This is a genomic window from Nocardia nova NBRC 15556 (genome assembly GCF_001613005.1).
GTDB classification, from domain to species: domain Bacteria; phylum Actinomycetota; class Actinomycetes; order Mycobacteriales; family Mycobacteriaceae; genus Nocardia; species Nocardia nova.
On sequence record NZ_BDBN01000051.1, the window covers coordinates 51446 to 71569 of the forward strand.

Annotated in this window: 21 protein-coding genes; 10 read left to right on the top strand and 11 right to left on the bottom strand. The window is 69.4% G+C overall.

Annotation, left to right across the window (positions count from 1 at the left end):
• The first annotated feature begins 599 nt into the window (after positions 1 to 599).
• The 5 genes from NN2_RS20780 (at position 600) to NN2_RS20800 (ending at position 6547) form a co-directional block, all read left to right on the top strand.
• On the top strand, positions 600 to 1757 hold the full coding sequence (locus tag NN2_RS20780) for an AMP-binding protein (RefSeq protein WP_063015572.1): 1158 nt from the start codon (positions 600 to 602) through the stop codon (positions 1755 to 1757).
• Positions 1758 to 1904: 147 nt separating this feature from the next.
• Positions 1905 to 2570 carry a rhomboid-like protein gene (locus NN2_RS20785; protein ID WP_063015573.1) on the top strand — a complete coding sequence of 222 codons (666 nt, stop codon included), beginning with the start codon at positions 1905 to 1907 and terminating at the stop codon, positions 2568 to 2570.
• Positions 2571 to 2712: 142 nt separating this feature from the next.
• The gene (locus NN2_RS20790; protein ID WP_245658793.1) at positions 2713 to 4842 is read left to right on the top strand and encodes an acyltransferase family protein; all 2130 of its coding nucleotides are present in this window, start codon (positions 2713 to 2715) and stop codon (positions 4840 to 4842) included.
• 82 nt (positions 4843 to 4924) lie between these two features.
• Entirely contained in the window at positions 4925 to 5875 is a 951-nt protein-coding gene (locus NN2_RS20795) for an alpha/beta hydrolase family protein (RefSeq protein WP_063910825.1), read from the top strand.
• Between the two features lie 48 nt (positions 5876 to 5923).
• Complete coding sequence (locus NN2_RS20800; RefSeq protein WP_063015575.1) at positions 5924 to 6547, top strand: TetR/AcrR family transcriptional regulator; 624 nt, start codon at positions 5924 to 5926, stop codon at positions 6545 to 6547.
• A 93-nt stretch (positions 6548 to 6640) separates the two neighbouring features.
• Here the strand turns inward: NN2_RS20800 and NN2_RS20805 are convergent, their stop codons facing one another.
• The 4 genes from NN2_RS20805 to NN2_RS20820 all read right to left on the bottom strand — a co-directional run bounded on the left by NN2_RS20805 (position 6641) and on the right by NN2_RS20820 (position 9044).
• On the bottom strand, positions 6641 to 7198 hold the full coding sequence (locus NN2_RS20805; protein WP_156511385.1) for a hypothetical protein: 558 nt from the start codon (positions 7196 to 7198) through the stop codon (positions 6641 to 6643).
• Between the two features lie 81 nt (positions 7199 to 7279).
• On the bottom strand, positions 7280 to 7495 hold the full coding sequence (locus NN2_RS20810) for a hypothetical protein (protein WP_063015577.1): 216 nt from the start codon (positions 7493 to 7495) through the stop codon (positions 7280 to 7282).
• Between the two features lie 162 nt (positions 7496 to 7657).
• Complete coding sequence (locus NN2_RS20815) at positions 7658 to 8323, bottom strand: sterol desaturase family protein (protein WP_030513873.1); 666 nt, start codon at positions 8321 to 8323, stop codon at positions 7658 to 7660.
• Positions 8313 to 9044, bottom strand: a complete 732-nt coding sequence (locus NN2_RS20820) for a FadR/GntR family transcriptional regulator (protein ID WP_063015578.1) — start codon at positions 9042 to 9044, stop codon at positions 8313 to 8315. Before NN2_RS20820 ends, NN2_RS20815 begins: the two co-directional genes overlap by 11 nt.
• Positions 9045 to 9232: 188 nt before the next feature.
• Between NN2_RS20820 and NN2_RS20825 the strand changes: the two genes are divergently transcribed.
• Complete coding sequence (locus tag NN2_RS20825; RefSeq protein WP_231983160.1) at positions 9233 to 10153, top strand: universal stress protein; 921 nt, start codon at positions 9233 to 9235, stop codon at positions 10151 to 10153.
• A gap of 36 nt (positions 10154 to 10189) precedes the next feature.
• Positions 10190 to 10345: a DUF8730 family Cys-rich protein gene (locus tag NN2_RS37805; RefSeq protein WP_169812423.1), complete on the top strand. Its 156-nt coding sequence runs from the start codon at positions 10190 to 10192 to the stop codon at positions 10343 to 10345.
• 1 nt (position 10346) lies between these two features.
• Here the strand turns inward: NN2_RS37805 and NN2_RS20830 are convergent, their stop codons facing one another.
• The 3 genes from NN2_RS20830 to NN2_RS20840 all read right to left on the bottom strand — a co-directional run bounded on the left by NN2_RS20830 (position 10347) and on the right by NN2_RS20840 (position 11970).
• Positions 10347 to 10769, bottom strand: a complete 423-nt coding sequence (locus NN2_RS20830) for an organic hydroperoxide resistance protein (protein WP_063015591.1) — start codon at positions 10767 to 10769, stop codon at positions 10347 to 10349.
• Between the two features lie 5 nt (positions 10770 to 10774).
• The gene (locus NN2_RS20835) at positions 10775 to 11248 is read right to left on the bottom strand and encodes a MarR family winged helix-turn-helix transcriptional regulator (RefSeq protein ID WP_063015579.1); all 474 of its coding nucleotides are present in this window, start codon (positions 11246 to 11248) and stop codon (positions 10775 to 10777) included.
• Between the two features lie 170 nt (positions 11249 to 11418).
• A complete protein-coding gene (locus NN2_RS20840; protein WP_245658794.1) occupies positions 11419 to 11970 on the bottom strand; it encodes a TetR/AcrR family transcriptional regulator in 552 nt (183 codons plus the stop codon).
• A 109-nt stretch (positions 11971 to 12079) separates the two neighbouring features.
• On the opposite strand from NN2_RS20840, the gene NN2_RS20845 reads away from it, so the two are divergent.
• Complete coding sequence (locus NN2_RS20845; RefSeq protein WP_063015580.1) at positions 12080 to 13510, top strand: FAD-dependent oxidoreductase; 1431 nt, start codon at positions 12080 to 12082, stop codon at positions 13508 to 13510.
• A 7-nt stretch (positions 13511 to 13517) separates the two neighbouring features.
• Here NN2_RS20845 and NN2_RS37280 read toward each other — a convergent pair whose 3' ends face one another.
• From NN2_RS37280 to NN2_RS20855, 3 genes are read right to left on the bottom strand one after another with little or no spacing between them, the layout of a single operon-like run.
• Entirely contained in the window at positions 13518 to 13655 is a 138-nt protein-coding gene (locus tag NN2_RS37280; RefSeq protein ID WP_156511386.1) for a hypothetical protein, read from the bottom strand.
• Positions 13656 to 13672: 17 nt separating this feature from the next.
• The gene (locus NN2_RS20850) at positions 13673 to 15091 is read right to left on the bottom strand and encodes an amidase (RefSeq protein WP_063015581.1); all 1419 of its coding nucleotides are present in this window, start codon (positions 15089 to 15091) and stop codon (positions 13673 to 13675) included.
• Between the two features lie 13 nt (positions 15092 to 15104).
• Positions 15105 to 15929, bottom strand: a complete 825-nt coding sequence (locus tag NN2_RS20855) for a GntR family transcriptional regulator (RefSeq protein WP_063015582.1) — start codon at positions 15927 to 15929, stop codon at positions 15105 to 15107.
• A 291-nt stretch (positions 15930 to 16220) separates the two neighbouring features.
• On the opposite strand from NN2_RS20855, the gene NN2_RS20860 reads away from it, so the two are divergent.
• Positions 16221 to 16691, top strand: coding sequence for a VOC family protein (locus NN2_RS20860; protein WP_063910826.1), 471 nt, complete (start codon positions 16221 to 16223; stop codon positions 16689 to 16691).
• 119 nt (positions 16692 to 16810) lie between these two features.
• Here the strand turns inward: NN2_RS20860 and NN2_RS20865 are convergent, their stop codons facing one another.
• Entirely contained in the window at positions 16811 to 17674 is an 864-nt protein-coding gene (locus tag NN2_RS20865) for an NAD(P)-dependent oxidoreductase (RefSeq protein WP_146100885.1), read from the bottom strand.
• Positions 17675 to 18143: 469 nt separating this feature from the next.
• Between NN2_RS20865 and NN2_RS20870 the strand changes: the two genes are divergently transcribed.
• Positions 18144 to 20124, top strand: a 1981-nt coding sequence (locus NN2_RS20870; protein ID WP_063015593.1) for a SulP family inorganic anion transporter, incomplete at its 3' end; no start/stop codon positions are given.

The window sequence follows — 20124 nt, forward strand, 5'->3', positions numbered from 1 at the left end:
GGTTGGGAAGTGCCGCCGAACTTCTGGCAATTCCCTCCGGGCTGCGGAATCATTTGTGGAGAATACTCATCGGCGGGTGCGGGCAACTGCCGCCCGAGCGGCAGGAATTCCCTTCCCGCCGATGCGGGGAAGGATTGTTCCGGGCGATCGCGAGGCGAATTCGCGCGGCCGCCCGGCTCGGGAAGGTGGAGGCGGTCCCGCTCGGGCACCGGCCACGACGCACCCCGGAGCCCGGTGGGAAGGCTGCTGCCGCGGAGGGTTTCGCAGTACCGCTGAGCTCGCCGGACCACACCTGATGAAGATCGACGAGCGGGCCGCCGCACGCACAAACTCACGTACATTCGACCGTGCAAATGTGCTTGCATCCGTAAATGTGTCCGTAAATCACGTAACAATGCGCGCGGTTGCGCATTGTTGTTGTTCTGGCTAATGTGTCCGCATCCCGGTGGCGTACATGTGACGTTTTCCTTCGCAGGCGATGTGTCGCTGCCTGTGTCCACATGTGATCGGGTGCGAGCGTGTACTGCGGGGAGGAATGCGGTAGATATCGGACAAGGGGGAACAAAGATTGGTATTCGATGACAATAAATTCTGCATCGGTGAATATTCGAGGATATCGGGGCAGGGATATCGCGACCGGTGCCGGTAGACCCGCGCTGCTGTTCAGCGCGGTCACGACCGCCATGCGGATGCGTCCGTACGCGACGGTGTCGAGCATGCACGACAGCCGGACCTTCGGCGACCTGCTCGCCGAGGTCTCGGACAAGGCCGCGCGATTCGATACGGTGTTGCGCCGTCCGCGGGCGAGAGTCCTTGTGGCCCTCGGGAATTCGCCCGGATACATTTCGACGATGCTGTCGCTGCTCGCCCGCGGCGACATTCCGGTGCTCGCCAATCCGGCACTGCCGCTCACCGCGATGCGGGAGCTGATCGAGGAGTGCGGAATCGACGCCGTGGTCGCCTCCGGGCAGGCCGGCGGAATCCGGCTCGACGAGCGATCCTGGGCGCAGCGCACCGATTTCGACGGCGACCGCCCGGCCCTGCACCGCGACACCGAACTGTGCCGCGTCGCCTCCGCGCCGTCGCGGCGGCTGGTCTGTCTCGAATACTCCGCGACCGCGGTCCTCAACGCCGCCACAGCCTGGGTCGGTGCGAGCAAACTGCGGGAATCCGATCGGACGCTGTGTTTCGCAGGCCTGTTCGGGCGCTTCGGATTTCACACCGCCACCGTCGCCAACCTCGTCGCCGGCGCCGATCTGGTATTGCCGGCCGGAACCCACGCGCCGGGCAACATTCATCGTCACCTGGCCGCGGAATCGCCGACGGTACTGGTGGCCGAACCCGCCGTCTATCAGGCCATGGTGCAGGGCACCCGGGAGGATCTGTCGGCCGATGTCGCCGCGGCACTGCACCGGATCCGCCTGCGGCTGTCCCCGCATTCGGTCGCGTCCTCGGTGGCGGCACGGGTGCGGGCGGTATCAGGGCCGATCACCATCTGCTACGGCCTGGACGAAACCGGTCCGGTCGCATACGGCTTCGACGCCGCGGACGGGGCGTCCGGTGTCCATCTGCTGTCCGGGGTCCGCATGGAGGCCCGCTCTACCGACGGCGAACAGTACGCGCACGTGCACACCAAATCCCTGGCGACGACCTACCTCAACGATCCGGTCGAATTCGAACGCTGCCTCACCGGCGACGGCAGCTATCTCAGCCGCAGCCTGGCCGGCCTGCCCGCGTCGGTCGTCGACGCCGGCTGACCGGCGACGGCCGTAGTTCATCCGCGCCGGGTGATGCCGTCGTCGCGCGGGCGATACACAGTCGATGCGCCGGTGCTCGACGTCTCGTGAGCACCGGGACCGATCGGCCGGTGAGGAGCCACGGTGGCGAATCGACGATCTGAGCGGATGCGGGGTCGTGCCGCGGCGGCGTGGCGCTACGTCCGCACGGCGCCGTGGACGTTCTCGTGGTTGGCGCTGCTGCTGGTGACCACGATCGTGCAGCATGCGGTGTCACTCGACGATTTGAAGATCATTCTGGGTGAGCGCTCGACGAACCTGTCGAACCTGAAGAGCGATCCGCTCCACGCCCTGGTGACGAGCCTGCTGTGGGTCGCCGGCTACTTCTGGCTGCCGTATCTGGTGCTGTACTGCGTATTCCACGCACCCGCCGAGCGGTGGCTGGGCGCCCTGCGCTGGGCGATCGTCGGATTGCTCGCCCACGTGGGCGCGACCTACATCAGCGAGGGACTGCTGGGCTGGGCGATCCGGCACGGATACGCCGACCCCGCCCTCGTCGACGTGCGCGATATCGGCGTCAGCTACTTCCTCGCCGGCATCATCGGCGTGCTGACCTACCACATCGCGTATCCGTGGCGGTGGGCGTATCTCGTGGCGGCTACGGCCTGTTTCGCCGCGCCGCCGCTGATCCATTTGACCTTCACCGGAATCGGCCACTTCTCGGCCTTCCTGATCGGGCTGGCGTGCTACCCGCTCACCCGGAGCCGCACCGCTCCGACGTGGAATCCGGCGCAGGCCCGGCGCGACCGCCACCGTCGCGCGCGCGCAGTCTAGTTCATCGGCGCGCGTCCGGAAGGCGAAGTGGCGCTGAGTGTTTGCGGCGTGCTAAGAGAGTGGACGTGTTGTGGTCTGCGCGTGTTCATCTCCACCCTCGTGTGTCGGTACCGGCGCCCCCTCGCGGGAACCGGCGTTTCGCGTGGTGACCGGAGATATCGCGCGCACCCGGATCGCCGTGCCGGCCCGATCGGCCCGATCGGCCTCGGACACCGCCGACACCGCGACGAGAACGACCGCCTACCGCGGCGACCTGGACGGGTTGCGCGGTGTGGCGATCGCGCTGGTGGTGGTGTTCCACATCTGGTTCGGCCGGGTATCGGGCGGCGTGGACGTCTTCCTGGTGCTGTCGGGATTCTTCTTCACCGGACTGCTGGTGCGCCGCGCCGAACGGGGAGCCGTCGGCATCGGGTTCACTGTGCGCCGGACCGGGCGGCGGCTACTGCCGGCAATGGTCGTCGTTCTGGCCGCCGTCGTCGCCGCGACCGTGTACACGCGGCCCTACACACAGTGGTCGGATCTGGCGGGACAGACCCTGGCCTCGCTGTTCTACTACCAGAACTGGCGGCTCGCGACGAGCTGGTCGGATTATCTGGCCGCCGACCCGTCGGTGAGCCCGCTGCAGCATCTGTGGTCGATGGCCGTGCAGGGGCAGTTCTATCTGCTGGCCCTCGTCGTGGTGGCGGCGGTCGCCACCGTGCTGCGCCGCACCGGCCGCACCGCCCTGCTGCGCCCGGTCCTGGCCGCTCTGATCGCACCGGCGGCCGCCGCGTCGCTGCTGTACGCGACCCACGGGGCGGCCACTCATCAGGGCTGGAACTACTACGACAGCGGCGCGCGGCTGTGGGAACTGCTCGCCGGGGCGGCGCTGGCACTGGCCGGACCGGCCCTGCTGCTGCCGCGGATGCTGCGGGCGGTGACGGCGCTCGCCGGCGTGCTGGGCGTGCTCGCGTGCGGCTGGCTGATCGTCGACGGCGCCAACCGCTATCCCGGTCCCGCGGCGCTGGTGCCGGTCCTGGCCGCGGTGGCGGTGATCGTCTCCGGCAACAATGTCGCCGCGGCACAGATGCCGTGGCCCAATCGAATTCTCGCCTCGCGGGTGGCACAGTGGCTCGGCGAGGTCGCCTATCCGCTGTATCTGTGGCACTGGCCGATCCTCATCTTCTATCTGGCCGAATCGGGTCGTCCGCACGCCGGGCTGCGCGACGGCGCGCTGGTGGTCGCGGTGTCGCTGCTGCTGGCCTGGGCGACGCACCGGCTGATCGAACAGCCGTTGCGGTTGGGTGCGCGCGGGATGCCGATGCCGATCGCCTCGCGGCTGTATCGGCGCGGCGCGGGCACGGTGGTGTGCGTGGTGGCCGTCGTCGTGGTGGGGGCCACGGGTGCGTGGCAGTTCGGCGTGGTGCGGATGCACCCGGCGCAACCGATGCGGCCGCTGGATCCGGTGCTGTATCCGGGTGCCGAGGCGCTGGCGGCAGGGGCGCCGACACCGCAGGCCCCCATGCGGCCCACCGTCCTGCAGGCTCCGGGCGAACTACCGCCACCGACCCTCGACGGATGTATCGCCGACTGGGACACCCGCGAAGTGGTCACGTGCACCTACGGCGATGCGAACGCCACCCGCACACTGGCGGTGGTGGGTAGTTCGCATGCCGAACACTGGGTTCCGGCGCTCCAGGAGCTCGCCGCGCAGTACTCGTTCCGCATCCGGGTGTATCTGAAGATGGGCTGCCCCCTCACCCTGGCCGACGACGCCACCTACAAGGGGGAACCGATTCCCGACTGCCGCGACTGGTCGCGCGCGGTGCTGGACCGCCTGGCCGCCGACCGGCCGGAGTGGGTGTTCACCACCGGCAGCCGGCCCCGCGCCGGAACCGGGGACGAAACACCGCCCGAATACGTGGACGTCTGGTCGGCACTGGCCGCACGCGGCCTCGACACCATCACCATCCGCGATTCACCGTGGTTGCGCCACAACGAGATTCGCTACGCGGCGGCCGACTGTCTGGCCGGCGGTGGCGACCCGGTCAGCTGCGGTATGCGCCGTAGCGATGCGCTCGACCCGGTCGATCCCCAGCTCGAACCGGCCTCGCGGTATCCGAATATCTTCCCGATCGATCTGAGCGATGCCTTCTGTGACGCGTCGATCTGCCCCGTGGTCGCCGGCAATATCCTGATCTACCACGACGAACACCATCTGACCTCGAGCTATTCGCGCTCGCTGTCCGGGGCGCTGGGCCGGCAGTTGCGGCCGTTGCTGCATTGGTGGTAGTGCTGCGCGTCACGTGGGGCGACAGGGCGGCTCGATTGCCAGTACGGTATTCACGAGTGGCTCGAGCAGGAGGTGCCCGCACGTGCTGGGCGTTGGACAGGGTGGGGCGCGCCGGTGGGTCATGGCCGGGGTTCTCGCGGTCGTCGTCGCTGGGATCGGCTTCGGTTCCGTGGAACCGGCGGCACCGGATGGGCATGCCGGCCCGGCGGTGCCCGGTCTGATCACTCAACCGGCCGAAGCCGGTGTGCCGATCCGGATCGCGTACGGCCGCGAGGCCGATACCTTCGGTGACCTGTATCTGCCCGCCGGTGGGCCGTTGTCCGGATCCTCCGGCCGGTGTCCGGTGGTCGTGCTGATCCACGGCGGCGGCTGGGCGCAGTACCGCGACCTGACCCAATTCGCCGCGCAGGCCCGGCAGCTCGCCGAATCCGGTGTCGCCGTGTGGAATATCGAGTATCGGCGGGTCAACGGCGCCGGCGGCTGGCCGGTGACGCTGACCGACGTCGACGACGCCGTCGGCGCTCTGGCCACGGTCGTCCAACAGCGCGCCGGCGGACGGCTCGATCTGGACAACGTCCATCTCGCCGGTCATTCGGCGGGCGGGCAGCTGGCGGCGTGGGTCGCGGGCCGCCGGACCGACGGAGCCGCGGCCTCGCGCGGGCTGCACATTCGCAGTGTGACGTTGATGGCGGCCGTACTGGATCTCGACTACGCGGTAGCCCACGGCAACGACGGTTTCGCGCGCAAACTGCTGGGCGGTCTGCCCGACGAGGTGCCCGACCGCTACCGTTACGCCTCTCCGATCGTCAATCTTCCCAGGGGCGTGCACATCACGGCCGTGCACGGCGACGCCGACCGGGTGGTACCGGTCGAACAGAGCCGCCGTTACGCCGAGGCCGCTCGCCGCGCCGGCGACCCCACCGACCTGCACGTCCTGCCCGGCGTCGGGCACGCCGAATTCACCGATCCCGGGTCGGCGGCATGGGCGGTGGCGCGGGTGGCGATCCTCGCGAGCATCGCGGAATCGGCGTAGCCGGGCACTGTCCCTGCCCCCGGTCGCCGCGACCGATAGTGTGGGTTCGTGACGATCGCGGACAGACAGTACGGCGGCCGTGCGGTGACCGAACGCCGGGCCGAACGCCGTCAGCGCTTCGTCGTCGCGGCGACGAAGGTGTTCGCCGAACGGGGCTACGCGAACTGTTCTCTCGCCGATGTGTGCGCCGCGGCCGGGCTGTCGAAACGACAGTTCTACGAGGAGTTCCAGACCCGTGAGGATGTGCTGACCGCCGCCTACGACCGGGTCCAGGACGAGGCCGCCGCGGCGGTGGTGCGGACGCTGGGCACGCTGTCGCCGGCCGATCCGGCCCGGGCGATGGCGGTGGTGCTGTCGGCCTATCTCGACTCGATCACCTCCGACCCGTACCGGGCCAAGCTGGCGTTCATCGAGGTGGTGGGCGCGAGCGACCGGATGGAGCAGCATCGCCGCGAACGCCGGCACGGCTGGGTCACCCTGCTGGAGATGGTGGTGGTCCCGATCGCGGGCCCGGGCGCGCGCCTACGGGGTGACGCCGCCCTCTCGGCGAGTGTGCTGATCGGGGCGGTCAACGGCCTGGCCCACGAATGGTTGCTGATGCGGCCCCGACCCGACGTGAGCGAGCTGACCGACCTGCTCATCCCGGTCGCCCTGTCGTTGATCGAGACGTAAACCGCCACGACGGTCGTCGCGCCGTGTGTCGCGACTGTTCGGCGGTGCGTTGTTCCAGCACTCAGCCGTCGTCGCGCATCGACTGATCCGGACCTAGCGCGCGGGATCGAGTGAGTCGAGTTCGGCGCGCAGCCGATCGACCTCCGCGGCGACCTCGTCGCGCAGTTCTTCGCGTTCGGCCAGGCTCAGTCGCAGACTCTCGATGGTCTCGTTCATCGCCGCGAGTCGCCGGTCCGCGCCCTCGAGATGCCATTCGAGCACCGACCGCCGGTCGACGTCGGTACTGGCCGAACCCACCCACTCGACCAGAAAGTCCAGCCACTGCGGTTGCTTCGGCATCGGCTCGTCGTCGTTCCAGCCGCGGCGCAGCGCGGGCTTGGGGGAGAGCACACGCTCACTGTCGCCGCCGTCGGCGGTGGGGGCGTGCAGCTGGATGAGGCTCAGCTTGCCGGCGCTGGTCACCACCGCGGTCACCCGATATCGCCCGGCGAGATGCATTCTGAGTTCGGCGGTGCCGCGGCCGTCGGCGTCCATCGCGCCCAGCCACGGCCCGTGGGCCGCGCTGAGAATCGATTCGAGGATGCCGAGCTGACCGACGCCGCGTCGCAGCCGGGTCGCTCGCTTGCGCAGCTCCTCGGTCGTGGCGGTCATCTGATCCCAGTGCATACCCACGAACATAGTGGCCCCGCCGCGCCGGTTCCCCACCTCCGGTGAAGTGGGGAACCGTCCCGATTACTCCGCAGGGGTCGCGGCCTGCGCACTTCCGCTGGAAAGCGCCTTCACCAGATCGGTGATGCCGGACGAGGAGCCGGTGCCCGTGGGGTCGGGCTCGCCGGGCGCGACCACCGGCGTCGCCGAGGTGGCGTCCGCCGCCGCGACGCCCGCGCCGCCGCACAGCACGGCCGCTGACGCGGCACCGATCAGGGTGAGAGTTCCGAGTTTCTTCATTCGGATGAGGTCCTGTTCCGTGGATGTCGTTGTGAATGCGGCTGCCGCATCGTCCAATTCACTACATCCGGGTGGATCCGGACAGCCCCGAGTGTCCGGGGCAGCAGCGCCGGGGGCCGACACGCCTCGGTGCGCCGCAGGATTCGGCCGATGCTCGGGCGTTCAGCGACCGGTGCCGTGCAATGCCGTGGCGGTGCGGGAATTCGGTGTCGACGCCGGATCCGGGTAGGTGCCGAGCAGCCGGTCGGCGGTGCCGGAGCTGGTGACGGTGAACCAGTAGTGCTCGTTCTTGAAGTGATGCAGCCGGTGGTTGCGCCGGACCGCGGTGTAGAGGCGAGTGCGGGGCTGATAGTCGGTGTGGATCAGGTAGTGGGTCCACTCGTAGCCCAGGCCCAGTACGCCGACCACGGTGAGGAAGGTCAATCCCAGCCCGATGCGTGGAAAGGCCAGTGCCGCAACGACAACCAGCGCAGGGAAGAGCCAGAGGAAGGTCTGCCACGGGATGAAGATCAGATCGACCCGGCGTGGGTCGGCATGGTGTTCGCGATGTTTGCGCGCGAGCAGGGAATCCAGGGTGAGACGGCCGATCCGGCGGGGGCGCCAATGCAGAATGCAGACGTGGATCACCCACTCCGTCACCGGGAAGAACGCCAGCATCACGCCGGCGACCAGAGCATCGGTGAGCTGCCAGTCGCCCACCGCGATCCGGGCGGCGAGAGCGCCCGCCAGCAGTGTGGTGATGATCCACGGCGAGGGACGGCGCACGAAGACGCCGAAGGCGTCGGGCAGCGTCGTGGTCCGGCGGTGGGAGCGGGTCTCAGCGGTCATCGTCCGCACCTTCCATCGTGCGTACTACAGTGTCGAATTGTGTTGCGGCCACTCGCAACAGTGTGTCCGCGGCGGCGCGGGCCGCGTCCGGGTCGCCGCCGACGACGGCGGCGGTGAGCCGGCGGTAGTGGTCGATGCTGCCGACCTCGGCGGCCATCACACCCGCCAGCGCGACGATCGCGGGCTCGTAGACCTCGCGCAGTGTGTTGAACAACAGCCGGAACACGATCGAACCGGTGCCGTCGACGATGTGATCCCAGAACTTCAGCGCCTCGAGTTGCTGCGCGACCGGTTCCTGCTGTGCGGCAAGCGATTCCAGGCAGTCACCGAGTTCGGCGTGCAGCTGTGTGCCGCCGTGCTCGGCGGCCAGGGCGGCCACCTCCCGGCCCAGGACCAGTCGCGCCTGCAGGATGCTCGCGACCACGGTGTGGTCGAACTCGCCGTTGCGCACGATCAGCCGCGGCAGTAGATCCAATCCGGCCGCGCGGCGGAAGTCGCGCACCGTGGTCGCCCCGCCTTGACGCACGTCGATGAGGCCGGTGTGCGCGAGTTTGCGCAGCGCCTCTCGCACGGTCGGCCGCGACACTCCGAGCGCCTCGGCGAGCTGCCGTTCGGCCGGCAGGGTGGCGCCGGCCGGAAGTTCCCCGTCGAGGACCTCGGTCACGAGCTGGTCGAATACCGCGTCCGGGACCGTCTGCCGGTCGATCCGCTGAAAAGCCATGAACGGACGGTAATCCCCGCAGCGGTCAGAGGTCAAGTGGTCAGACCAGTTGAATTCCGAGGAAATCGTCGCGCTCCCGCTACGATCGAGCTGTTCCGTTACGTGCAGTGCTTCCGAGTTTCACCCGGTGGCGGCCGCCGGGCCGGACCGGCTTTCGTACGCCGCGCAGTCGACCGAGGAGGATGTCCGTGACCACCGAGGAATCCGTGACCGAGAAGTCCGCGCCCGCCGGGCAGCCGGAGACCGCGACGGGACCGATCGTCGTCGCCGTGGACGGTTCACCGACCTCGCTGCAGGCCGTGGCATGGGCGGCCCGCGATGCGGCGCTGAGCGGATCACCGTTGCAGATCGTGCATTCGATCGCGATTCCGGCGAGCTTCGGCCCCGGCTTGGCCGCCGGTACCGCACAGCCGGATTGGCTGCGCACCGACGGTGAGCAGATCCTGACCCGCGCCACGGAGGTGGCTCGCGACATCGGCGGACCGGATCTCGATATCGACGCCGAACTGGGCTTGGAGTTGATCATCGGCGACATGCTGGTGCGATCGGAGACCGCCGGCAAGCTGGTCGCGGGCAGTCGCGGCCGGGGAGCGCTGCAACGCGGGCTGCTCGGATCGGTCAGCTCGGCGTTGGTCCATCACGCGCGATGCCCGGTGGTGATCGTCAAATCGCATGCGGCCACCGACCCGGTCACGGCGCGGCGTCCGGTGCTGGTCGGTGTCGACGGCACCGAGAACAGCGAACCCGCCATCGAGGCCGCCTTCGCGGAGGCGCACCGGCGTGGTGTGGAGGTGGTGGCGCTGCATTCGTGGAGCGACACCACCGGTCTCGACATCTCGATGTTCGGCTGGGATACCATCGTGCGCGCCGAACACACCATGCTCGCCGAGCGGCTCGCGCCGTGGCGCGAACGGTATCCCGATCTGCCGGTCACTCTGCAGGTGGTGCGCGACAACCCCGCGAAATCGCTTCTGGAGCAATCGGATTCGGCGCAACTGGTGGTGGTGGGCAGCCGCGGCCGCGGCGGATTCGCCGGGATGCTGCTCGGTTCGACCAGTGCGGCGCTGATCGGTTCGGTCGAATGCCCGATCATGGTGGTGCGCCGCTGACGGCGCACCACGACGCCCCGACCACGAGGAGATGTCATGTGCGTCCCGACCACCTGCACGACCTGCGGTAAGACCACCTGGTCCGGCTGCGGCGCTCACATCGACGAGGTGCGCGCGACGGTGCCGGCCGACCGGTGGTGTGGTGGCCACACCGAACCGGCGCCGGCGAAGCGCTGGTGGCAGCGCGGCTGATTCAGTCCTCGGCGACGATCACGTGGACGTCGATGTTGCCACGCGTCGCATTGGAATACGGGCACACCTGGTGGGCCTTGTCGGCCAGCGCCTGAGCCTCCTCGCGGGGCAGGTGCGGCAGTGACACCTCCAAGGTCACCTCGAGGCCGAAGCCGCCGGCGTCGTTCGGGCCGATGCCGACCTTCGCGCCGACCGCGGAATCGCTGACATCGGCCTTTTCCTGCTTACCGACCAGACGCAGCGCGGAGTGGAAGCATGCGGCGTACCCGGCGGCGAACAGCTGCTCCGGGTTGGTGCCCGCCCCGCTGCCGCCCATTTCCGGCGGCATGGCGAGGGCGACGTCGATCTTGCCGTCGGTGGTGCGGGCGTGGCCGTTGCGGCCGTCTCCGGTGGCCAGGGCCTCGGCGGTGTAGAGGATTGCCATATCGGTCATCGCTTTCTCTCGGTGGATGCGCCTGCGGCATCCGGTTCGGTGTTCAGCGCGGCAGTCAGCCGGGCCAGGGTTTCGCGCAATGTCACCAGCTCGTCCAATGACAGTCCGCCGCCGAAGGTGGCGGCCATGCGCGCCGGAATGTCGCACGCGCGTTCCCGCAGCGCGCTTCCGCGCTCGGTGAGCCGGATCTCGACCCGGCGTTCGTCGTCCGCGGCGCGCCGGCGCTCGACGAATCCGGCGGCCTCGAGGCGCTTCAACAGCGGTGAGAGCGTGCCGGAATCCAGTGCGAGGGCGGAGCAGAGATCGCCGACGCCGCGCCCGTCGCGCTCCCACAGCGCCAGCATGACCAGATACTGCGGATACGTCAGGCCCAGTGCGTCCAGCTGCGGCCGATAGCGGGCCGTCATCGCGCGGGAGGCGGCGTACAGCTGGAAGCACAGCTGCTGGTCGAGCGCCATCGGATCGGTCATGGCTACAAATGTAGGACGCAATAAAATTGCGCACAACCTAAATTGCATGTGTGCTGGATCACCGGTCGGGGGACGGTCGGCAGATCGGTCGACGCGCGTGGTCCGCCGCCGAGGCCCTAGGGCGGAACGGTGATACTCGATCTGAAGCCCGTCTCAGACCGGAGGCGTGCTCATACCGAAATCGCCCGTGCGACCATTTCCGCGATCTCGTCGTCGCTCAGGGTGCTGCGCTCGACGAGTATGTGCGACAACACGGTGCGCACGATGATCTCGGCGGCCTGTTCCGGTGTCACCCGCAGCTCGTCGGCGCGCCGCAGGGACAGTAGTGGGGTCAGAAGCGTGGCGACGGTTTCGACGAGGTTGCGCTCGGCATCCACGTGCGTGACGGCGGCATTCAGCAGCCACTGCGGTTCGTGCGTGCGCATGTACCCGAACGCGGCGTGGCCCCGAAGGTAGCTCAGCGCGAAAAGTGTTGCCGTGCGGGTCAACTCGGGTGTCCGTGCCGTCATGTCGACGACCTGGTACGCGGCGGCGATCATGGCGCCGATCTCGCGCCGGACAAGGGCGGCCACCAGTCCGTCCTTGTCGCCGAACTCCCGGTAGGTGGTCGCGCGCGAGACGCCCGCGCGCCGCGCCACGTCGGTCAGCGTGAGGTCGGTCAGGCCGGATTCCGTCACGAGTTGCAGTGCGGCATCCATCAGTTCGGTCGCGGACCTGGTCACCGCCTCATTGTGCCCTCTCGCGCGCGTCGGTACGGACCGGCTGTTGTTTCCCCGACGTCCTGAGACTAATTTGTATTTCAGTCTCACTGATTCCGACGAAGGTGGCTCGATGGCGAGAATTGGCGAACACGCGGTGGTCGTGGGGGCCGGCATGGGCGGTCTGCTCGCGGCCCGGGTACTGAGCGACCATTACGACCGCGTCACTGTCGTCGAGCGCGATGCGCTGCCCGACGGTCCGCAGGCGCGCAGGGGCGTGCCGCAGGGCCGGCATGTGCACGGGTTGCTGCCGCGTGGAAAGGATCTTCTCGAGGAGTTCTTCCCGGGATTCGAGGCGCAGATGCGCGCCGCCGGGGCGATCGACTGTGATGTGCTGGGGGAGGTCAACTTTCAGATGGCCGGGCGCACTCTCGCGCAGGTCTCCACCGGGTACCGCGGCCTTCAGGCCAGTCGTCCGCATGTGGAACACCATGTGCGGCAACGTATTCGGTCGCTGCCCAATGTGGTCCTGCGCGATCGTACCGAGGTATCCGGCGTCACCACGAACCCGTCGGCGTCGCGCGTCACCGGCGTGACGGTGCACGACCCGGGCGGCGTGGACGAGCTGGCCGCTGACCTCGTGGTCGCCGCCACCGGACGCGGCGGCGTCGTCCCGGGCTGGCTGGCCGCCCTCGGCTATCCGCGACCGCGAGAAGAGGGCACCACCATCGACATCGTCTACCGCAGCGCCTTCGTCGAACTCGAGCCGGGCGCGCTGGGGACCGACAAGTCGTTGACCGTCGGCGTGCGAGAACTTCCGCCGCGCGCCCTGGCGCTGTTCGCGGTGGAAGGCCGGAATCGATACGTACTCACCCTGATCGGGCACGCCGGCGAACAACCACCCGCGGATCCGGCGGCCTTCCTGGACTTCGCGGCGGCCCTCGCTCCGCCGGGCGTGCGTGCGGCGTTACGACGGGCCGAACTGCTCACCGATGTCGCCAGCTTCCGCTACAAGGCCAACCTGCGCCGGCGCTACGAACGCCTCGACCGGTTCCCGTCCGGACTGCTCGCGGTCGGTGACGGCCTGTGCAGTTTCAGTCCCGTCTACGGACAGGGCATGACGATCGCGGCGATCCAGATGCGGGTGCTGCAACGCTGTCTCGCCGCGGGCGGCGACCGCGATCTCGCCCGCCGCTTCTACACCGCGGTGACACCCGACATCGATATCGCCTGGCAGCTCACCGTGATCGCCGACAACGCGATGCCACATGTCGGCCCACACCCCGATCCGGCGATCCGTGCCGCGGTCGCGGCCCTCGACCCGGTTCTGGCCGCCGCGGAGCGCGATCCGGTCGTCGCCGCGACGCTCTATCGCGTGATGGGGCTGACGCAGCGGCCGGCGGCACTGTTTCGTCCCGATCTCGTCGCACGTATCGCGGTCGGCGCGGCGCGTGCGGCCGGCGCGGCGGCGGTGGCGGAGGCCGCACGCCGGGCCGGTCGAATCGGTGGCATCGCCGCTTCGCTGGGGCCGGCCCGATGCCTCCACGTCGTGAAACGGCGGTGACGCAACCTCAGGTGAGATCGAAACCGCCTGCCGGGTCGGCCCAGCGGGTGGCGTCGACCGCGGCGAGCAGGTCGGCCATCGCGCGCACGGCGGCGCGCATCGCGTCGACCGCGGTGATTTCCTCGGGGTCGGTGGTCCAGGTCATGATCGGCTCCTGACGGTTCAGCGGAGAGCGGTGGGGATCTCGGTGTGATGGGTGGTGCGGCGCTGGTAGGCGTCACCGGCGCGCAGGACGGTGGCCTCGTCGAAATGGTTGCCGGACACCGACATCGACAGCGGCAGACCGTCGGCGGTCGTGCCGATCGGCAACGCGAGGGTGGGATTGCCGAGCGGGTTCCAGTACGGCGTGTGCAGACTCGACAGCACACCCATCGGTTGCCGCTGATCCAGATCGGCGATCGCGGGGGCGCCGAGGTGCCCGGTCGGTGTCACCACCAGATCCACCTTGCTCAGCAGTTCGGTCATCCGCTGCCGACCGATGCGGCGAACCCTTTGGGCCTGAACATAATCCGGGCCGCTGACCGCATCGCCGCCCGCGAGGATGATGCGGGTGGCCCGGCCGTAGTCCGCCCAGCGTTCGCGCAGTGCGGTCCGGTGGTAGGCGTGTGCCTCCGCGAGCATGACCACGACGTCGACCGCGGTCAGCTCCCGGTACATCGGCACCTCCACGGGCACGATGCGGGCGCCCGCCTCGGCGAGCACGGCCACCGCGTCGGAAAATCGCTGTGGCTGAGCGGGATCGACACCGCCGTCGGCGAACCGGTCCAGGGTGTCCACGCCGATGGTCAGTCCGGTCAGATCGCCGGTGAGCGCGCCGGGATAGTCGTCGACCGGCGTGTGCGCACTGTAGGGATCGGCCGGGTCGTAGCCCGCCAGCACCGACAGCAGCAGGGCGCAGTCGGCGGCCGACCGAGCCATCGGGCCCGGATGGTCGAGGGTGTAGCCCAGCGGAACCACACCGGACTTCGGGACGCGGCCGAAAGTCGGTTTCAATCCGGTGATTCCGTTGAAGGCGGCCGGGATCCGGATACTGCCCGCGGTGTCGGTCCCGACGGCGCCGAGGAACATCCCGGCGGCCACGCCGCTGCCCGATCCCGAACTCGACCCGCCCGCCCAGCGGGACGAATCCCACGGATTACGCGGCACCGGAAAGGGTTTGGCCGGATCCGGGATGCCGATGGCGAATTCCATCGTGGTCACCTTGCCGGTGACGACGGCGCCCGCCTCCTCGAGCCGGCGGACCACCGCGCAATCGCCCTGGGCGGCGCCCCAGCCGGGATCGAGAACCAGGCTCTGCGCGGTGGTCGGTGCGGCGGAATGGGCGAGAATATCCTTGATTCCCATCGGGATTCCGGCCAGCGGCCCGACCGGAACGCCGGCGGCCAGCTTCTCGTCGATGCGCGCGGCCTGTGCGACGGCACGCTCGTCGAACCGCGACAGGTAGACACCGAGCGCCGCGTCGTGCGCGTCGGCGGCGGCGAGGGCCTGTTCGACCAGCCGGGTGGCGGTGGTCTCGCCGGAGCGCAGCGCGGCGGCGGCCTCGGTCAGGCCGGAGAGTACGGGTGGATCGGCGAGTGTCATGGTCGTCCTCACATCAGCGGGGCAGGGTGGCGGTCATGTCGAGGCGGGGGATGGCGCCGAGTTCGAGCTGGATCTCGGCGCGGCAGGAGCCCAGGGCGTAATCGACGGCGACTCCGTCGCGGGTGCGGATCGTCTGTTCCACCAGCAGCACCGGCTCACCGGGCAGGACGTGCAGCAGTGCCGCGGTGCAATCGTCGGCGCGCGCGGCTTGGACGCCGACGTCGCTGCCCCCGACATCCACCCGGCCGCCGCGCAGCAGGCTGTAGAAGTCGTCGCCGAATGCGGCCTGGTCGATGCGCGTCGCCTCCGGCGCGCGCAGGTAATTGGTGAACACCGCGAGCGGGCGATCGTCGAGCAGCAGAACGTATTCGACGCACAGACAGTCGTCTCCGGGCCCGACGCCGGCCAGATGGGCGGCGATCACCGGCGGTGCCGGGATCCAGGCCCAATACAGCAGGCGAGGTGAGATCCGGCCCAGGGCCAGGTGCTGCTCGAGCGTCCGGCCCTCCGGCGGCAGCGCGCCGGAGACGACGTAGTGCTCACCGACCGCCACCGTCCCCACGCCGCGGCGTCGCTCGATCAGACCGTCGGCGCGCAGCATGCTCAGCGCGGCGCGGACCACATCACGCGGGAGATGGTGGCGCGCCATCAATTCCGGCTCGCCGGGCAACCGCCCGGTGCCGAACGCGCCCGCCCGCAGATCGGCGCGCAGCAGATCCCGCAGCCGCCGGGCGGGCAGCTGCGCTGCGGCGGGCAGGATTTCGCGCATCTGATCGTCGAAGGCCCGGCGGTCGCGGGCGGTCCGATCGGAGTGGAGCTGTTCGGAGCGGTGGTGCATGCCGGTAGCGTGCGGAGAATCCGCGTTACGCGACAAGGGCTTGCGGTAAAGACCTGGTTACGCGGCCGGCCGGCCTGGACCGCATCGGCGTGACCAGCGGTTTCAGGTGCGGCTGGACGGCATTTCGCGGTCGCGCCGCGCTATGCGATCCGGTCCGCGACATCGGCGCCGGGAGTTACGCGGGGCGTGCGGCAGTGAGACCGAGCGCGCGACGTGTCCGATCCGTTCAAGACATCCCCGGCGCCTCGGGGTTGACTGCGTGCGGACAACGACGAGAACGGAGGTATCGGGGTGCGAGCACAGATCCACGCGATCACGCTGGGCGTGCGCGATCTGGAGGTGTCGCTGCGGTTCTACCGAGCGCTCGGACTGGAGTCACCGGGGATCATCGGAACCGAATTCCGGCCGGACGCGGAGAATCCTGGTGGGGCGGTGGTCATGTTCACGCTCGGCAACGGGGTGACGCTGGCGCTCTACGGGCGCGACGACCTGGCCAAAGACGCGGGTATCCCGCCGGAACGTATGCGCGGTTCCGCGATGAGTCTGGGCTGGTTCGTCGACAGTGACGCCGAGGCGGAACGAGTTCTGGAACTCGCCGGCGCGTCGGGTGGCGCCGTGGTGCAGCCCGCGCGCATGCGGCCGTGGGGGATCTACGCCGGCTACTTCGCCGACCCCGACGGGCATCTGTGGGAAGTCGTGCACTTCGCCGAGCCCGGGGCCGCCGAGTCCGGAGCTGCCGCGTCCCGATCGGCCCAGTCCTGAGGGCCCGGGTGAGGGCCGAGCCCTGACCGGCCCGGCCCTGACCGGCGCAGCCCTGAGAGGCCCAGCCCCTGAGTTGCCGAGCCTCGCGTCGCCCCGCCGGGAGTCGGCGAGGCGATCGCTCACCCCTGCGCCGAGTCGCCGCCGTCCCGGTACAGCGCGGCGATGGCCGCGATATCGGCGCCGGGATTCGTTCGTGCCGCATCCTCGTAACGCTTGCGGACGATTTCCGCCAACGGCAGGTGGGCGCCCGCCTCCGCGGCGAGGTCGAAGGCGAGTCCCGCGTCCTTGGCGCCCAGGACGGTCGTCCACCATCCGTCCGGAGAGGCGGTGAGCACGGCATCGAAGCGGTTGGCCAGGGCGGGCGCGACGACCGGCGCGTCGGCGAGCAATTCGCGCAGCTCAGCGTCGCCGAGTCCGCCGGATCGCCCCACGACGAACGCCTCCGCCAGCGCCGCCACGCCGGTGATCAGCAGGAAGTTCGTGGTCACCTTGGCGGTCAGCGCATGGGCCGCCGAATCGTAGTGGCGCACCCGCTCGGAGAGCGTGCCGAGCAGAGGTGCGAGTCGGTCCCGCAGCGGTGCGGGCCCACCGGCCAGCAGCGTCGCCTTCCCGGCTGTGACCGCGCCGGGCGCGCCCACGATCGGAAGGGCGAGGAACCGGTCACCGAAGGCGTCGGCGAGGGCGGCGCCCAATGCGGGGGAGACGGTCGAACAGTCGATATAGGGGGTCCCGGAATCGAGGGATGTCTGCAGCTCGCCGAAGGCCACCGAGGTCACCGCCGCGTCGTCGGCGAGCGCGGTGAGGGCCGCGTCGACTCCCGACACGGCTGCCGCGACAGTGCCGGCCTCCGTCGCTCCGGCCGAAATCAGTTCGGCCGCTTTGCCTTCCGTGCGATTCCACACCGTCACCCGATGCCCGCCGTCGAGCAGGCGCCCGGCCACGGCGCGGCCCATCCGTCCCATGCCCAGTACCGCGATATGCACTGTTGCCTCCTCGTCTCGGTCCCGGCCGGCGCCCGACACCGACCCTGCCTTCCCACTGTCCCGCAGTGCGCCGCGGCGGTCGCGATCGCCCTCGGTGATAGGCGAATCGTACAAGTGACCAGGAATGCCGCTGCGGTAGTATCGCCCGTGGGCGACGCGAAGCGATTCTGCGCCAGCTGTTTTCGACGATCTCCTCCGCTCCGGAGGAGTGTCGATGGGTTGGAGACCCGAGTCGAGTTGTGATATAGATCACAATTGGGTCCCGGTACCGACTTTTGTGCTGAAAACCCTTTCCAACTGCTTTGCGTTATCTTTACTATTAAGCGCGTTGTGCCGCTGCCGGGCTCGCATGTCCGGATGCGTCGCAGCCACAACACATCTCGCGTTCTTCGCTTCGCCCGCCCCCTCTCGATGCCAGTACATGTTCCACCGATGGACCGAACCGACACCGGTTCGGCGAAGGAGAAATATGTCCACCGACACCGACTCGGTCCGACGGACGTCACCTCGGAGCTTCTCGGTCGCTGTACGACATGATCTACCCGCCTCCGTGGTGGTTTTCCTCGTCGCGTTACCCCTGTCCATCGGTGTGGCCGTCGCCATGGGCGCGCCGGTCGCGGCGGGGCTGATCGCCGCCGTCGTCGGCGGTCTGGTCGCCGGGCTGTGTGGCGGTTCGGTCCTGCAGGTCAGCGGGCCCACCGCCAGCCTCACCGTCGTGGTGGCCGAGTCCATCCACCAGTTCGGCTGGGCGACAACCTGTTTCATCACCGTGTGCGCCGGTGCGCTGCAGGTGGTGTTCGGCCTGAGCCGCATCGCGCGCGCCGCGCTGGCCATCGCGCCGGTGGTGGTGCACGCCATGCTCGCCGGCATCGGCGTGGTGATCGCACTGCAGCAGTTGCATGTGCTGCTGGGCGGGCAGACGCTGAGCTCGTCGTGGGCGAGCATCGTGCAGCTGCCGCATCAGCTGACCGTGATGCACGCCGGGGACGCGCTGGTCGGCGGGGTGGTGATCGCGATCATGCTGGGCTGGCGCTATCTGCCCGGCCGAGTGCGGGCGGTCCCGGCGCCCCTGGCCGCGGTGGTCGCCGCGACCGCGCTCGCGATGGTGGTCCCCACCAGTGTGGAGCGCATCACCCTGCACGGCTCGCTGTTCGACGCGATGTCGTTACCGCAACTGCCGCACGGCAATTGGAGCGCCGTCGTGCTGACCGCGTTCACCATCGCGCTGATCGCCAGTGTGGAGACGCTGCTGTCCGCGGTGGCCGTCGACCGGTTGCGGCCGGAGTATCGCACCGACCTCGACCGCGAACTGCTCGGTCAGGGCGTGGCGAATATGACCTCCGGCATGCTCGGCGGCCTGCCCATCGCCGCGGTCATCGTCCGCAGCATCACCAACGCCAAGGCCGGCGCGCGAACCAAGGCCTCCACCATGCTCAGCGGCGTGTGGGTCCTGGTGTTCTCCGTCGCGCTGGTGGAGGTGGTGCGCCAGATTCCGAAGGCCGCCCTGGCCGGCCTGTTGATCGTCATCGGCATCGGACTGGTGAAACTCGCGCACATCCGCCTCGCGCGCCGGGCCGGCGATCTGATCGTCTATGCCGCAACGGTTCTCGTCGTGATCTTCGGGAATCTGCTGCTGGGCATGCTGATCGGGCTGGTGCTCTCGTTCGCGCTGCTCATGTGGCGCGTGGTGCGGGTGGTGATCGTGGCCGCGCCGGTCGGGGACACCGGGCGCTGGCTGGTGACCGTGGACGGTTCGGCCACCTTCCTGGCTCTGCCGCGGCTCACCGCCCAGCTGGCGCAGATCCCCGCAGGAGTTCCGGTCACCGTCGAGATGACCGTCGACTTCATCGACCACGCCGCATCCGACGCCCTGCACGAATGGGCGCAGCGGCACGAAAGCCTGGGCGGCACAGTGCAATTCGTCGAACTCGGCGCCGTCCGGATCGCCGACCTCACCGCGGGCCCGCCCGCGCGCGGGCACGCCCGGCGCATGCTCGACGACGTTCTCGCGCCCTGGCGTCCCACCACCCGCTCCGACCGGATCGCCGCCGGGATCGCGGCCTACCACCGCGGCCACGCGCACATGATCCGGCCGCATCTGGACGAACTGCGACACACCCAGGATCCGGAATCGCTGTTCGTCACCTGTGCCGATTCCCGCATCGTGCCCAATGTGATCACCAACAGCGGCCCGGGCGACCTGTTCACCGTGCGCAATATCGGCAATCTGATCCCCGCCGACGGCCGCGACACCTCGGTCGAGGCCGCGCTGGTCTACGCGCTGAACAAACTCGACGTGCGCTCGATCGTCGTCTGCGGGCATTCCGGCTGCGGCGCCATGGACGCGCTGCACCACGGTCTGCGCACCGGCTCGGGTCTCGACGACTGGCTCGCGCACGGACGCCCGGCGCTCGAGCGCTTCCGGGCGGGGCATCCGGTCGCGGCGGCGG